Annotated in this window: 6 protein-coding genes and 3 rRNA genes; 4 read left to right on the top strand and 5 right to left on the bottom strand. The window is 63.1% G+C overall.

Features of this window, described 5'->3' with window-relative positions; all coding sequences use genetic code 11:
* Positions 1–80 precede the first annotated feature (80 nt).
* Positions 81–1,064: a TauD/TfdA dioxygenase family protein gene (locus ACK8HH_RS00860; protein WP_006898112.1), complete on the bottom strand. Its 984-nt coding sequence runs from the start codon at positions 1,062–1,064 to the stop codon at positions 81–83.
* A 185-nt stretch (positions 1,065–1,249) separates the two neighbouring features.
* On the bottom strand, positions 1,250–3,601 hold the full coding sequence (locus ACK8HH_RS00855; RefSeq protein ID WP_278125698.1) for an arylsulfatase: 2,352 nt from the start codon (positions 3,599–3,601) through the stop codon (positions 1,250–1,252).
* 197 nt (positions 3,602–3,798) lie between these two features.
* Between ACK8HH_RS00855 and ACK8HH_RS00850 the strand changes: the two genes are divergently transcribed.
* The 4 genes from ACK8HH_RS00850 to ACK8HH_RS00835 are packed head-to-tail and all read left to right on the top strand — an operon-like array spanning position 3,799 to position 8,973.
* A complete protein-coding gene (locus ACK8HH_RS00850) occupies positions 3,799–5,382 on the top strand; it encodes an ABC transporter substrate-binding protein (RefSeq protein WP_346077552.1) in 1,584 nt (527 codons plus the stop codon).
* 2 nt (positions 5,383–5,384) lie between these two features.
* Positions 5,385–6,344 (top strand): ABC transporter permease, encoded by a 960-nt coding sequence (locus tag ACK8HH_RS00845; protein ID WP_006898115.1) that lies wholly within the window; start codon positions 5,385–5,387, stop codon positions 6,342–6,344.
* Positions 6,345–6,385: 41 nt separating this feature from the next.
* On the top strand, positions 6,386–7,306 hold the full coding sequence (locus tag ACK8HH_RS00840; protein WP_006898116.1) for an ABC transporter permease: 921 nt from the start codon (positions 6,386–6,388) through the stop codon (positions 7,304–7,306).
* Entirely contained in the window at positions 7,303–8,973 is a 1,671-nt protein-coding gene (locus ACK8HH_RS00835; protein WP_006898117.1) for a dipeptide ABC transporter ATP-binding protein, read from the top strand. The genes ACK8HH_RS00840 and ACK8HH_RS00835 overlap by 4 nt, the downstream gene beginning before the upstream one ends.
* An 896-nt stretch (positions 8,974–9,869) precedes the next feature.
* Here ACK8HH_RS00835 and rrf read toward each other — a convergent pair.
* The 3 genes from rrf to ACK8HH_RS00820 all read right to left on the bottom strand — a co-directional run bounded on the left by rrf (position 9,870) and on the right by ACK8HH_RS00820 (position 15,275).
* Positions 9,870–9,986, bottom strand: a 5S ribosomal RNA gene (rrf, locus tag ACK8HH_RS00830).
* Between the two features lie 176 nt (positions 9,987–10,162).
* Positions 10,163–13,304, bottom strand: a 23S ribosomal RNA gene (locus ACK8HH_RS00825).
* A 449-nt stretch (positions 13,305–13,753) separates the two neighbouring features.
* Positions 13,754–15,275, bottom strand: a 16S ribosomal RNA gene (locus ACK8HH_RS00820).
* The 16S, 23S and 5S rRNA genes sit together here, the layout of an rRNA operon.
* Between the last annotated feature and the right edge of the window lie 517 nt (positions 15,276–15,792).

Below are 15,792 nucleotides of genomic sequence, written 5' to 3'. Positions count from 1 at the left end.
TCGGACCCCGGCCGCGGTGAGCCCGAGGCGGCCCGACACCGCAGTGCCGGGCCGCCGCCGCGTAGGTCACGCAGCGTAGGTCACGCCGCGTATACGCCCAACCGGCGCGGCTCCTCCACCACCGAGTAGTGCGATGCGTCGCCGGCGATGATCCGGCTGCTCTCGCCGTCGATGCTCACCGGGACGTCGCCGGCGAGCGTGATCCGGTGCAGTTCCCGCTTCTGCCCGCCGAAGTCGGCGATGCCGTAGTGCTGCGTGGCACGGTTGTCCCAGATCGCCACATCGCCGAGACTCCAATTCCACCGGAAGGTGTTCTCGAGCCGGGTGATTCGGTTCTGCAGCAGCTGGTACAGCGGACCGAACTCGGCGGGCTTTAGCGCCGGGAACTCCTTGACGAAATGTCCGAGCAGCAGACTCCGCTCCCCGGTCTCCGGATGCACCCGCACCACCGGATGGAGCGTCTCGTACGCGGCGCTCGTGAACTCGCGGTAGTGGTCGGCGCGACGGCGCGTCTCCTCGTCACCGCCGTCGTGTTCGGCGGTCACGTAGTCGTAGAAGTTGGTGTGCTTGGCCCACAGCCCGTCGACCAGCGCCCGCAGCGGCGCGGGCAGTTGCTCGTAGGCCGCCACGGTCGAGGCCCAGGTGGTGGCTCCGCCCCACGCCGGCAGCGTCACCGCACGCAGGATGGACGCCTTCGGGACGCGGTCGACGAAGGAGACGTCCGTATGCCAGCTGTTGGCGGCGCCTTCGATCGTCAACAGCTGCGAACCGCGGGAGGTGACCGTGGGGTGCGGAAGAGTCGGATCGCCGAGCAGTTCGGCGAACGCGTACTGACCGTCGTCGTCGAGATGATGCTGGTCGGTGAAGACGACCACCTTGTTCGCGGCGAGGGCGAGGCGGATCGCCTCGACCTGTTCGGCGGGCAACTCCCCGCCCAGGCGCACTCCGCCGATTCTGGCGCCGATGTTCTCGCCGAGTCGGTCGACGGTGATGCCTGCTTCGGAATAGATCTTTCGCGCGGCCTCTTCGCGGTCGGCGCGATTGGAGATGGACGTGACGGTCATAGCGAGATCCCTCTCGAAGAATGTGGTTGGAATGGTGTGAATTCATCACTGAATCGGCGAATGCCGATGCTTCGCCTGTGAGTGAGGAACTGATTGATGAGATACCGATTCGGTAATTCAATGAAATCAGTCGGCTCGACCTGCCGCGAGATATTCACTCACCCTGATCGAAAGGACGCAGAGCCTCAATCCGCGTGGTCGGCGGCGTGATCGTCGATCTCTCGCCGCACGTCTTCGGGGACCCGCACCGGGCCCGGCCGGTAGGTGACGGCCACCAGGGCGGGACCGGCACGGAAGACGCCGCGACGGCGGCGCAGCTGCGGGTCGACGGCGCCGCGTGCGTCGCGACCCACCGAGATCCCGGTCCACGGCGCCATTCCGACCAGTTGCACCGCATCGGGCAGGGACGCGACCACCGTCTCATCGCCTGAGGCCGAGGCGAGCACGGTGAAGTCCCACCTCACCCGCGGTGTCGCGGCCGCCCGGAGGGTGACGGTGTCCGTTCCGGGCGGCAGAGCACCGGTGACCCGCTGGATCCGGCCGTAGGAATTGAAGGTGAACGTCAGCCGCCCGTCCTCCACCGCCAGCAGGTAGCCGCCCTGCTGGTCGCCGTGCGCGACCAGCACCCCTTCGTCCTCGGCCGACCAGCCCCGCAGTTCGACGATCACGTCGAAGTCTCGGTAGGCGATGAGCCGACTCGACCGGTACCGTTCGAGCGTCGGCGTCCCGGCCAGGATCCGGACCGGCGATGCGTACCGGCGGTCCTCGGCCGGGCGTCGCCGCTGCGGTGCGTCCGCGGTGTCGAAGAGCGGGAACACCGTGTTGTGCCAGGCCGCGGCGTCCCATGCTCGCGCCAGTTCCGCCACGAGGTCGGGATGTTCCGCGGCCACGTCGTTCGTCTCCGCGGGGTCGGTGCGCACGTCGTACAGCTGCCAGCGGGGTGCGTCGACGTGGTCAGGGCGGTGGTCGTGCAGCGACAACAGCTTCCAGCCGTCACGATAGAAACCGCGATGGCCCCCGAACTCCGCGTACTGCTCGATGTGCGGCGAGGACGCCGCCGGGTCGCGGAGCACCTCGGCGATGCTGACGCCGTCCCGTTCCACCGCGGGCACGCCCTGACGTGTCGCGGGAGTCGGCACGCCGGCCAGCTCCAGCAGAGTCGGCGCGAGGTCGGTGACGTACGAGAACTGCCGCCGGACGCCGTTGTCTCCCTCGGTCCGCGGCAGCCCGCTCGGCCACGACATCACGAACGGCACCCGCACGCCGCCTGCGAAGGTCTGCCCCTTGTAGAAGCGGAAGGGGGTGTTGGACGCCTGGCCCCAGCCGCGCGGATAATGAACGCCGAGGTCGGCCGAGCCGATCAGCTCCTCGTCGTGCGGCACGTCGCGCTCCCAGTCATCGGGCACCGGACCGTGCACGAACTGGCTGAAGTACGACCGTGTTCCGGTGGCCCCGCCCTCTGCGGTGCCACCGTTGTCGGAGGTGAACACGATGATCGTGTCCTCGAGCTCACCGAGATCCTCGAGTAGGCCGATGAGCCGCCCGACGCTCTGGTCGACGCTGTCGACGAGCGCCGCGTACACCTCCTGGTAACGCTGGTAGCGGCGCTTCTCGTCGTCGTTCAAGTCGTCCCAGCACGGCGCGTCGTAGCCGGGTTCGGTGTTGCGCTCGGCGATCGGCGTGCCGGGGTCGAACAGACCGTCGGCGATCTGTCGCGCGAAGCGTTTGCGGCGCACCTCGTCCCAGCCTTCGGCGTACCTGCCGCGGTGACGAGCCAGGTCGTCGGCTTTCGCCTGGTGCGGTCCATGCATCGCGATGTGCGCGAAGTACAGGAAGAAGGGCTTGTCCGAGTCGTGTGCGCGCAACGCTGTGATCTGGTCGATCGCCCGGTCCGTGAGATCGTCGGTGACGTAGTACCCGTCGGGATACTCGTCGACGTCGACCACCGAGTTGTCGGCGATCAGCTGATTCGGGTTGAAGAACGAGTTCAAGCCCTCCAGCGAACCGTAGTAGCTGTCGAAGCCGCGCTGCAGGGGCCACGACTTCCGCGATCGCCCCGGGCTCATGTCGGCGTCCCGCACCAGATGCCACTTGCCGACAGCGAAGGTGGCGTACCCGGACTCCCGCAGTATCTCCGGCAGCGTGAGCACGTCGTCGGCCAGTTCCAGGCGCAGCCCGGGGAAGCCGGGGTCGGAGTTGGCGACGCTGCCGTAGCCCGCACGGTGCGGATTGACGCCGGTCAGCAGCGCCGCACGCGCCGGTGAGCACACCGGTGTGGTGTGGTAGTTGCTCAGCCGGAACCCGCTCCGCGCGAGCCGGTCGATGTTCGGCGTCGGGATCTCGGCGCCGAAGGGACCGACATCGGAGTATCCGAGATCGTCGACCAAGACCACGACGATGTTCGGCGCGCCGGCCGGCGGTTCGGGCTCGGGCGGCCACCACGGCGTCGACACCGAGGTGGTGCGGCCGACTGCGCCGCCGAAATCCTCGTAACCTCGCGCATGAGCGGGAATTGAATTGCCGTCGTTGCCGGACATCTGCCTGCTTCCTGTTCGTGTTATTCGCCGAATCAGCGTTTCGGCGCTTGCGCGAAGATGCCTCACTCTCCGATCTGTGGTCAAAGTTTAGATTCGGGCTGAACGCAACCGATTACATTCGGCCGCCACCCGCGAATGATTCCTCGAAGTCGCGCATTTCCGCGATCACCGTCCTCTTCGAGAAAGCAGACCTTCGCATGTTCCCGATTCCGCGCTCGCGAAAACCGTGGGTGCTCGCCCTGACCGTCGTCGTCGTGCTCGGCCTCGGTGGTTGCCGCAGCGCGGTCGAGGCGCAGCAGACCACCGCGACGTCCGGCCCCGTCGCGGCCGGCGGTGATCTGCGCGTGGGAGTACTCGGCGACCTCTCGCCCAAGACCTTCCTGCAGATCGGTACCGGCAGCGTCAACGGCCACGTTCTCGCGAACGTGTACGACACTCTGATCACCTACGACCACGCCACCCTCACGCCGCGGCCCTCACTGGCGACCCCGTGGAGCACGGCACCGGACGGCAAGACACTGACGCTGAATCTGCGCGAGCACGTCCGCTTCCACGACGGGCGCCCGTTCACCTCGACAGACGTTCGCGCGTCGCTCCAGGCGTACCTGGGCGGTCCGTGGACACCGCAGTTCAAGCGCACCGCGGCCGCCATCACCTCGTACGACGTCAGCGATCCCCACCGCATCGTGCTGACGTTCGCGCACCCCACGGGCAACGTCTTCGACCTGCTCGACTCCGCGCCCGTCCTCGACGGATCCAAGATCGATGAGCTCAAGGCCGGCAAGTCGTTCAACGGCACCGGCCCGTTCCGGTTCGACTCGTGGACGCCGAACTCCTCGGTGCGTCTGGTCCGCAACACCGGGTACTGGGGCGGGGCGGCGCCGCTCGACGCCGTCACCTTCGTCGAAGCCCGCGATCCCAAGTCGCTCTACACCCGGCTGCGCACCGGACAGCTCGACGTGGCCAGCGGACTGACCGACAGCGACCACCAGATCGCCACGCGCCGTTACGGCTTCAGCGACATTCAGCTCACCGGCGGCGAGTCCCAGGTGTATGTGGGCGTCAATGTGGCCAACCCAGCGCTCGGCGACCCCCGGGTGCGTCGCGCCATCGCCTACGCGGTCGACAGGGATCGGATCATCAAGGACGTCTATCGCGGCTCCGGATATCCGGTGAATCTGCCGTGGCCCCGGACCTCGCCCGCCTACGACGAGTCGGGCAACCGTACCTATCGCCGGGATCTCCAGCGGGCCCGCGACCTCCTGCGTGAGGCCGGGCCGGTCCCGCCGATCGACCTCGACTACACCACCGGCGGCTCGGACCGGATCGTTGCGGAGATCATCCAGTCGAACCTGCGCGAGGTCGGGATCACCGCGAATCTCGTTCCCAATGACCGGACCGTGCAGGCCACCAAACTGATCGGCGGTCAGTTCTCCGGGCTGTGGATACTGCAGCATGCCTTCGCACAGTTCACACCGTCGACGCTGGCGGTCTCGGCGTATCCGTTCAACGCAGCCAAGAACTCCTCGAACTACTCGAGCGCCGAGTACTCGTCGGCGGCCGACGCCGCCTGGAAGATCGCCGATCCGGCGTCTCCGCAGGCTCTGGACGCCTACCGCCGACTCGACCGTGTCTGGCTCGACGACCTCTTCCTGATCGAGATCGGTGTCGTCATCTCGAGCGTGACCGCGGCGCCGACGGTCCACGGCGTCGACTGGGACCGCCGCGACCAGCTCCATTTCGATCACACCAGCCTCGCCACCTCTGATCGGAGGTCCTGACCATGACCAGATATCTCATTCGCCGGATTCCGACGGCCGTCGTCGTTCTGCTGGCCGCCTCTCTGCTCGTGTTCGCCGTGCTCCGGCTCATCCCCGGAGGTCCGGAATCGGCTCTGGCGGGTCCCGACGCCGGGCCGGAGCAACTCGCCGCCATCCGTCATGACCTCGGACTCGACCGTGGTTTCTTCAGTCAGTACTGGGCATGGATCAGCGCCCTGGTCACCCTCGACTTCGGAACCAGCTACCAGGTGGGCGGCGACATCGGCGATCTGATCTCCTTCGGCCTCACCAACACCCTCGTGCTGACCGCGGCTGCGACCGCGGTGGCGGTGAGCCTCGGGCTGGCGTTGTCGCTGAGCGCCGTGATCTGGCGAGGACGGGTACTCAACGCGGTCCTCACCGGGATCAACGCGGTCGCGATAGCGTTGCCCACCTTCGTGGTCGGCACTGTCCTGATCGCCCTCTTCGGCATCCGCTGGCGAGTACTGCCCGCAGGCGGCACCCCGCCCAACGGACTCACCGACGACCTCGGGATCACCGCGCAGTATCTGCTGTTGCCCGCCCTCACCCTCGGGCTTCCCGCCGGGGCGATGCTGGCGCGGTTCCTCACCGAAGCCCTGCGGACCGAACTCGCACAGCCGTACGCCACCACTGCGATCGCCACCGGCGCGACCCGTCGTGATGTCGTCCTCAAGCACGCTCTGCGCAACGCGCTGCCGTCCACCGTCACCGCTTTCGGTCTGATCGTCGGCGCATTGCTCGGCGGGGCGGTGCTCGTCGAATCGATCTTCGGTTGGCCGGGGCTCGGGTTGCTCACCGAAGAGGGCATCTCCGCCCGCGACTACCCCCTCGTCCAGGTGCTCGTGCTCCTGTCGGTCACCGCGTTCGTGCTGATTCAGCTCGCCGCCGACGTCGTACACGCCTGGCTCGACCCTCGAATCCGACTGGCAGGTGCACAGTGACTCGTTCTTCCGACGCCCGACCATCCGACCCCAGGCCCGGGGTGCTGATACCGCAGCCACCATCCAGTTCGTCCGGCGAAGCCCTGCCCGTCGGTCCGGGACTGCTGCCGGAGGCACCCGCAGACCGTGACGAGACACGCGCGCGGCTGCCGCTCTACCGGAGCCTCCTACGCGGCTCCGGCCTCGTCGGGACCGTTCTCGTCCTCGCTGTCGTCGCCGCCGGGGTATTCGGTCCCCTTTTCCTCTCGCACGGCGCCGACCAGCAGATCGAGGGTGCGTATCTGCTTGCGCCCAGCGCCGATCACTGGTTCGGCACCGACGACGTGAACCGCGACGTCCTCGCACGCACGCTCGTCGGCATCCGCGTGGACCTGCTCATCATTCTCATCGCCGTCCCCATCGGTGCCGCCCTCGGCACGCTCGTCGGGCTTGTGTCGGTCACCGTGCCGCTCGCCGACAGCGTCGCGCAGCGCGTCTTCGACGTGATCCTCGCTTTCCCGGCGCTGATCCTCGGCATCGCGCTGGCCGCGATCCTGGGTCCCGGCGCGCTCACGGTCGGCATCGTCATCGCGGTCGCCGAGATCCCCGTCTTCGGCCGACTGGTGCGGACCTCGGTACTGCGAGTACGCGAGCAGCCGTATGTCGAAGCAGCGCGGGTCAGCGGCGCCGGGACCGGACGGATCCTGCTGCGGCATGTGCTGCCGAACTCGGTGGAGGCGCTCGGCGTGCAGTTCGCGCTGTCGCTGTCGCTCGGGGTCTTCATCGAAGGTGCGCTGGGCTATCTGGGGATCGGCGTCGTCCCACCGACTCCGTCGCTCGGCGGCCTCATCGCCGCCGGAAACAACTACCTGGAGACCAATCCGTGGTTCTCGCTCGGACCACTGTTCGTCATCTCCGCTCTCGTACTCGGGCTCTACCTGATCGCCCAGTCGATCTCGAACGACAGAAGGAACCTCCGATGACCGCCGCGTCCTCCCCCGCCGTACCCGTACCGTCCGTTCCTCCGGCCCTGGAAGTGACCGACCTGCACGTGCGGTTCGCCTATCCGCGTCCGGCGGTCTCCGGAATCAGCCTCCGCGTCGATCGCGGCGAAATCGTCGCTCTCGTAGGAGAATCCGGATCGGGCAAGACCATGACCGCACGGGCCGCGATCGGTCTCCTGCCCGACGGTGCGACGGCCACCGGTTCGGTTCGGGTCGACGGACGCGAGATTCTCGGTCTTCCGGAGAAGGACCTCGCTCGCCTTCGGGGCGACCGCGTGGCCATGGTCTTCCAGGAACCGCAGACCGCGCTGAACCCGGTCCAGACCATCGGCTGGCAGCTTCGCCAGGCGCTCACCCGGCACAGCGGTCTGTCCCGGGCGGCGGTGCGCGCCAGGGCCGTGGAACTGCTCCGACTCGTCGACCTCCCTGAACCGGAGGTCCGTGTCGGCTATTATCCGCACCAGCTATCCGGCGGCCAGAAACAGCGTGTGGTCATCGCACTCGCGCTCGCCGGCGACCCGGCCCTGCTGCTCGCCGACGAGCCGACCACAGCCCTCGACGTCTCGGTGCAGCGAGAGATCCTCGAACTCCTCGTCCGTCTCCGCGAGCGCACGGGCGCAGGCATTCTGCTCATCACGCACAACCTCGGTGTCGTCGCCGAGATCGCTGACCGCGTAGTGGTGGTGCAACTCGGGGAGACGGTGGAGACCGGCGACGTGGGACGGATCTTCGCCGAGCCCTCCGCACCCTACACACGCCAGTTGCTGGCCGCCGTTCCGCGCTTGGACACCGCGTCGCGGGACAGCAGACGCCACGCCGCGCACGGACCGACGCCGGTCGTCGTGGTCGACGGCGTGACCGTCGAGCATCCGGGATCGTTCGGGTCGAACCCGCACGTAGCGCTGTCGGACGTGTCGCTGGTGGTCGAGTCCGGTGAGGTGGTCGGGGTGGTCGGCGAGTCCGGCTCCGGAAAGACGACCCTCGGGCGAGCCATCGGCGGCCTGCTGCCCCTGGCCGGCGGTCGTATCCTGCTGGATGGCGACGATCTCGCCGAACTCTCCGGCAAGGACCTCCGAGCAGCGCGGCGCCGCATCGCCTTCGTTCCGCAAGACCCGACCGCCTCTCTCGACCCGCGCTTCACCGTCGCCGAGTCCATCCGTGAGCCGCTGGAGATCCAAAGGATCGGGGACCGCCGCTCACGCGCGGCTCGGGTCGCCGAACTGCTGTCGGCCGTGCAATTGCCGACCTCGTTCGCCTCTCGCCTGCCACACGAGTTGTCGGGTGGTCAGCGTCAGCGCGTCGCCCTCGCCCGTGCGCTCTCGACGGACCCCAAACTCCTCATCGCCGACGAGCCGACGAGCGCGCTGGACGTCTCCGTCCAGGCCCGCGTATTGGAGCTGTTCGCACAGTTGCAGGCCGACATCGGCTTCGCGGCACTGTTCATCAGCCACGACCTCGCCGTCGTCCGCCAGGTGTCCGACCGCGTGACCGTCCTCAAGTCCGGTCGCGTGGTCGAGTCCGGCAGTGCGACAAGGATCTTCGTTCAGCCCGCCACCGACTACACCCGCACTCTGGTGCACGCGGTCCCCGCCCCCGACCCCGAACGAGACCGCCTCGGCCGCGAGCTGCTGCCCGCAACCTCGTAGCCCAGACCGCGCCGCGGCCCCCTCACACGAACCCCGCCGTATCAACACAGTCCACACCTGCGGGAAGCGATCGCCGTCCCCCCCCCCGAGGATCGTCGAGTAGGCGAGCGAGCGTAGCGAGCACGGCGTATCGAGACCAGCCTGCTCCCGCGTGTGGTGGTTTCGACTCGCTCCGCTCGCTCAACCAGCCGTCGCCCCGAGGCTCGTCGAGTAGGCGTGTGAGCGTAGCGAGCACGCCGTATCGAGACCGCTCTGCCGTCGTGTGGTGGTTTCGACTCGCTCCGCTCCCTCAACCAGCCTAAGAGGGTGCGCGCTCAACCAGCCTGCCGGAACCGCTCTCCGACCCCCCGCGGTTTGTCGAGTAGGCGGGTGAGCGTAGCGAGCACGGCGTATCGAGACCACTGTGCACCCGTCGTGTGGTGGTTTCGACTCGCTTCGCTCGCTCAACCAGCCTAAGAGGGGTGCGCGCTCAACCAGCCTACGGGAACCGCTCTCCGACTCCCTCGAGGTTTGTCGAGTAGGCGGGTGAGCGCAGCGAGCACGCCGTATCGAGACCACTCTGCCCGTCGTGTGGTGGTTTCGACTCGCTTCGCTCGCTCAACAAGCCTGAAGGGGGTGCTCGCTCGACCGGCGTGGAATCTCCGGCTCCCTCGAGGTTTGTCGAGTGGGCGGGTGAGCGTAGCGAGCACGCCGTATCGAGACCAGCCTGCACCCCTCGTGTGGTGGTTTCGACTCGCTTCGCTCGCTCAACCAGCCTGAAGCCAGTCTGAAGAGTGCGCGTTCGCGGTCCGTCAGGCGCGCCATACCCCAGACACCACCCGCCGGCCGGGGGTCACGTCCCGGGAAATGGGTTGAGCCCCGATCAGACGGTGTCTGATCGGGGCTCAACAAGTTGTGTTCGGCGGTGTCCTACTCTCCCACACCCATTACAGTGCAGTACCATCGGCGCAGGTGGGCTTAGCTTCCGGGTTCGGAATGGGACCGGGCGTTTCCCCACCGCTATAGCCGCCGTAACAATATGAAACCATCCACACCACAACCCCTCACCAGAGTTGTGGTTTGTGTGTTGTTTCAGAAGTACATAGTGGATGAACGAGCAAACATTCTGTGTGCGTGTAACAATCACCGAAACCGACTCACACAACCTCGTGATTCGTTGAATCCGAAAAAAGAATTGTTGGTGAGTGTTGTTGGTAAGTCCTCGGCCGATTAGTACCGGTCACCTGAACACATTACTGTGCGTACAGTTCCGGCCTATCAACCCCATCATCTGTAGGGGGCCTTACCCCACCCGAAGGTGGGTGAGAAACCTCATCTTGGAACAGGCTTCCCGCTTAGATGCTTTCAGCGGTTATCCCTTCCGAACGTAGCTAACCAGCAGTGCTCCTGGCGGAACAACTGGCACACCAGAGGTTCGTCCGTCCCGGTCCTCTCGTACTAGGGACAGGTTTCCTCAAGTTTCTACACGCGCGCGGCGGATAGAGACCGAACTGTCTCACGACGTTCTAAACCCAGCTCGCGTGCCGCTTTAATGGGCGAACAGCCCAACCCTTGGGACCTACTCCAGCCCCAGGATGCGACGAGCCGACATCGAGGTGCCAAACCATCCCGTCGATATGGACTCTTGGGGAAGATCAGCCTGTTATCCCCGGGGTACCTTTTATCCGTTGAGCGACACCGCTTCCACACGCCGGTGCCGGATCACTAGTCCCGACTTTCGTCCCTGCTCGACATGTACGTCTCACAGTCAAGCTCCCTTGTGCACTTACACTCAACACCTGATTGCCATCCAGGCTGAGGGAACCTTTGGGCGCCTCCGTTACACTTTAGGAGGCAACCGCCCCAGTTAAACTACCCACCAGGCACTGTCCCTGAACCCGATCAGGGTCCGAGGTTAGAAGCCCAATACGATCAGAGTGGTATTTCAACAACGACTCCACCCACACTAGCGTGCCGGCTTCACAGTCTCCCACCTATCCTACACAAACCGCACCGAACACCAATACCAAGCTATAGTGAAGGTCCCGGGGTCTTTTCGTCCTGCCGCGCGTAACGAGCATCTTTACTCGTACTGCAATTTCGCCGAGCCTGTGGTTGAGACAGCAGAGAAGTCGTTACGCCATTCGTGCAGGTCGGAACTTACCCGACAAGGAATTTCGCTACCTTAGGATGGTTATAGTTACCACCGCCGTTTACTGGGGCTTAAATTCTCAGCTTCACCACCCCGAAAGATGATTAACCGGTCCTCTTAACCTTCCAGCACCGGGCAGGCGTCAGTCCGTATACATCGTCTTACGACTTCGCACGGACCTGTGTTTTTAGTAAACAGTCGCTTCTCTCTGGTCTCTGCGACCACCACCAGCTCACACCGAAAAAGTGATCACCGGTCGTGGTCCCCCTTCTCCCGAAGTTACGGGGGCAATTTGCCGAGTTCCTTAACCACAGTTCACTCGATCGCCTTAGTATTCTCTACCTGACCACCTGTGTCGGTTTGGGGTACGGGCCGTGTACCAACTCACTAGAGGCTTTTCTCGACAGCATAGGATCACCGAATTCACCACAACGGCTACGCATCACCTCTCAGGCTCAAAAAGACACGGATTTGCCTATGTCTCACCCTACAGGCTTACACCAACTATTCCACCAGTTGGCCCGGCTACCTTCCTGCGTCACCCCATCGCTTGACTACTACACCCAAGGTCCCACGCAGCCACCATCAGAGAAATCCGAAGAAATCAACGACAGCTTTTGGATGGTTAGTACAGATGATTCATCACTGGGCGCGGATACACGGGTACGGGAATATCAACCCGTTGTCCATCGACTACGCCTGTCGGCCTCGCCTTAGGTCCCGACTCACCCTGGGCGGATTAACCTGGCCCAGGAACCCTTGGTCATCCGGCGGACAAGTTTCTCACTTGTCTTTCGCTACTCATGCCTGCATTCTCACTCCCACACCCTCCACAACTGGATCACTCCGCTGCTTCCACGGATGCAGGACGCTCCCCTACCCACCCACACCACTACACACCCACCCGCAGGCAGGCATGGATGAAATGTGTGAGTGCCGCGGCTTCGGCGGTGTACTTGAGCCCCGCTAAATTGTCGGCGCAGAATCACTTGACCAGTGAGCTATTACGCACTCTTTCAAGGGTGGCTGCTTCTAAGCCAACCTCCTGGTTGTCTCAGCGACCCCACATCCTTTTCCACTTAGTACACGCTTAGGGGCCTTAGCCGGCGATCTGGGCTGTTTCCCTCTCGACTACGAAGCTTATCCCCCGCAGTCTCACTGCCACGCTCTCACTTACCGGCATTCGGAGTTTGGCTGACGTCAGTAACCTGATAGGGCCCATCGGCCATCCAGTAGCTCTACCTCCAGTAAGAAACACGCAACGCTGCACCTAAATGCATTTCGGGGAGAACCAGCTATCACGGAGTTTGATTGGCCTTTCACCCCTACCCACAACTCATCCCCTCCATTTTCAACTGAAGTGGGTTCGGGCCTCCACAACCTCTTACAGCTGCTTCACCCTGGCCATGGGTAGATCACTCCGCTTCGGGTCTAGACCCAGCGACTCAACACGCCCTATTCAGACTCGCTTTCGCTACGGCTACCCCACACGGGTTAACCTCGCCACTGAGCACTAACTCGCAGGCTCATTCTTCAAAAGGCACGCCATCACCCACCACCCAAAGGTGCGCAAGCTCTGACGGATTGTAAGCGTCCGGTTTCAGGTACTATTTCACTCCCCTCCCGGGGTACTTTTCACCTTTCCCTCACGGTACTAGTCCGCTATCGGTCACCAGAAAGTATTTAGGCTTACCGGGTGGTCCCGGCAGATTCACAGCAGATTCCACGAGCCCGCTGCTACTTGGGAACAATCGAAGCCAGTCAACACGCTTTCAGCTACGGGACTCTCACCCACTACGGCAGACCATTCCAGGCCACTTCACCTAACATGTCGATTTATCACTGACCCACCGCACGGCAGCACGATGAACGATCACCCCACAACCCCACACGCACAACCCCTGCCGAGTATCACATACGCATGGTTTAGCCTCCTCCGCTTTCGCTCGCCACTACTCACGGAATCACACTTGTTTTCTCTTCCTGTGGGTACTGAGATGTTTCACTTCCCCACGTTCCCTCCACACCCGCTATACATTCACGAGTGGGTAACACCACATCACTGGTGCTGGGTTTCCCCATTCGGACACCCTCGGATCACAGCTCGTTTGACAACTCCCCGAGGACTATCGCGGCCTACCACGTCCTTCATCGGCTCCTGGTACCAAGGCATCCACCGAACGCCCTCAAACACTTACAACAACACCCACAAACACACCCCACACACCAAACAGTGCCCGAGGCGCGAATGCGGACAACAAACAAAAACAACGATCACAACACGCGATCGCACAAACCAGAATCGAAATTGCAGAACACACAAACCCAACAACAACAAATGCTGCCGGGCTAGATGCTCGCATCCACTATGCACTTCTCAAACAACACACACCCACCACCCCCAACACCCCACACTCGAGGCGGAAAACAGTGAGCACCAAGACAACCCGCGCAGAACGCGTGTTCCCTCAGAACCCCGATAGTGTGCTTCGTCCACAACCGCAATCACTCACGGTCGACCACCCGCCGGCCCGCCCGCATCTCGCAGGCCACCGACAAACAAATGATGGTTTCTTGTGTTTCACCCATGAACAAACACCGACCCGATACACATTCGGCACCAGCATCGACGTGTTGTTTGCTCCTTAGAAAGGAGGTGATCCAGCCGCACCTTCCGGTACGGCTACCTTGTTACGACTTCGTCCCAATCGCCGATCCCACCTTCGACAGCTCCCTCCACAAGGGTTAGGCCACCGGCTTCGGGTGTTACCGACTTTCATGACGTGACGGGCGGTGTGTACAAGGCCCGGGAACGTATTCACCGCAGCGTTGCTGATCTGCGATTACTAGCGACTCCGACTTCATGGGGTCGAGTTGCAGACCCCAATCCGAACTGAGACGCGCTTTAAGGGATTCGCTCCACCTCACGGTCTCGCAGCCCTCTGTACGCGCCATTGTAGCATGTGTGAAGCCCTGGACATAAGGGGCATGATGACTTGACGTCATCCCCACCTTCCTCCGAGTTGACCCCGGCAGTCTCCTGCAAGTCCCCGGCATAACCCGCTGGCAATACAGGACAAGGGTTGCGCTCGTTGCGGGACTTAACCCAACATCTCACGACACGAGCTGACGACAGCCATGCACCACCTGTACACCAACCACAAAGGGGGGCCGTATCTCTACGGCTTTCTGGTGTATGTCAAACCCAGGTAAGGTTCTTCGCGTTGCATCGAATTAATCCACATGCTCCGCCGCTTGTGCGGGCCCCCGTCAATTCCTTTGAGTTTTAGCCTTGCGGCCGTACTCCCCAGGCGGGGTACTTAATGCGTTAGCTACGGCACGGAACTCGTGAAATGAGCCCCACACCTAGTACCCACCGTTTACGGCGTGGACTACCAGGGTATCTAATCCTGTTCGCTCCCCACGCTTTCGCTCCTCAGCGTCAGTTACTACCCAGAGACCCGCCTTCGCCACCGGTGTTCCTCCTGATATCTGCGCATTTCACCGCTACACCAGGAATTCCAGTCTCCCCTGTAGTACTCAAGTCTGCCCGTATCGCCTGCACGCCTGCAATTGAGTTGCAGAATTTCACAGACGACGCGACAAACCGCCTACGAGCTCTTTACGCCCAGTAATTCCGGACAACGCTCGCACCCTACGTATTACCGCGGCTGCTGGCACGTAGTTGGCCGGTGCTTCTTCTCCAGGTACCGTCACTTACGCTTCGTCCCTAGCGAAAGAGGTTTACAACCCGAAGGCCGTCATCCCTCACGCGGCGTCGCTGCATCAGGCTTGCGCCCATTGTGCAATATTCCCCACTGCTGCCTCCCGTAGGAGTCTGGGCCGTGTCTCAGTCCCAGTGTGGCCGATCACCCTCTCAGGTCGGCTACCCGTCGTCGCCTTGGTAGGCCATTACCCCACCAACAAGCTGATAGGCCGCGGGCCCATCCTGAACCGCAAAAGCTTTCCACCACCAACCATGCAATCAGTGGTCCTATCCGGTATTAGACCCAGTTTCCCAGGCTTATCCCAGAGTCCAGGGCAGATCACCCACGTGTTACTCACCCGTTCGCCACTCGAGTACCCAGCAAGCTGGGCCTTTCCGTTCGACTTGCATGTGTTAAGCACGCCGCCAGCGTTCGTCCTGAGCCAGGATCAAACTCTCCAACAAAAAATGCAGAAACCACAAGATTTCAACACAAAGCCAGAAAACAGAACCTGACCAAATCCAAAAAACTGACATGGTAAAAAATTCATCCAAAACACTCACCAACCCCCCAAAAAGGGCCGGCAAGCACAATCTGTCCAAAAATCTCCCACGCCACAAAACAAAAAAAATTAGTGGCACAAGAAATCCAAAACACACTATCGAGTTCTCAAAGAACACACACCCACCAGAACCAACCCCCACAAACAAGGGCCGAACACCAGCAGACATCTGCAATTATCTGTCAGCCACCCCGTCTCCGGAGCAACCTCACCAGCCTAACACAATCCTCCAGACACCCACCAATCAGTGATCCCTCACAGGACTCACCGAATAGTCGAAGCTTTCGGACCCGATTCGGCCGACCCCGCACAAGAACACCGCGACCGAAATCGCGGCGATCAGAGTAAGGGGACGTCGTCGCGGCCTCGCCGCTCTGACTCCGAATAAGTTACGCACAGATGGACGTGAGGTCAAATCG

It is taken from the genome of Gordonia sp. LUNF6, assembly GCF_047041125.1.
GTDB classification, from domain to species: Bacteria; Actinomycetota; Actinomycetes; order Mycobacteriales; family Mycobacteriaceae; genus Gordonia; species Gordonia sihwensis.
Note: the sequence above shows the minus strand (reverse complement) of the source record. Positions and strands in the feature narration are given on the sequence as shown.

Bases quoted from the DNA above. Each gene is read 5' to 3' on its own strand.
- ACK8HH_RS00860 (WP_006898112.1), bottom strand. From the start codon at position 1,064: ATGACCGTCACGTCCATCTCCAATCGCGCCGACCGCGAAGAGGCCGCG.
- ACK8HH_RS00855 (WP_278125698.1), bottom strand. From the start codon at position 3,601: ATGTCCGGCAACGACGGCAATTCAATTCCCGCTCATGCGCGAGGTTAC.
- ACK8HH_RS00850 (WP_346077552.1), top strand. From the start codon at position 3,799: ATGTTCCCGATTCCGCGCTCGCGAAAACCGTGGGTGCTCGCCCTGACC.
- ACK8HH_RS00845 (WP_006898115.1), top strand. From the start codon at position 5,385: ATGACCAGATATCTCATTCGCCGGATTCCGACGGCCGTCGTCGTTCTG.
- ACK8HH_RS00835 (WP_006898117.1), top strand. From the start codon at position 7,303: ATGACCGCCGCGTCCTCCCCCGCCGTACCCGTACCGTCCGTTCCTCCG.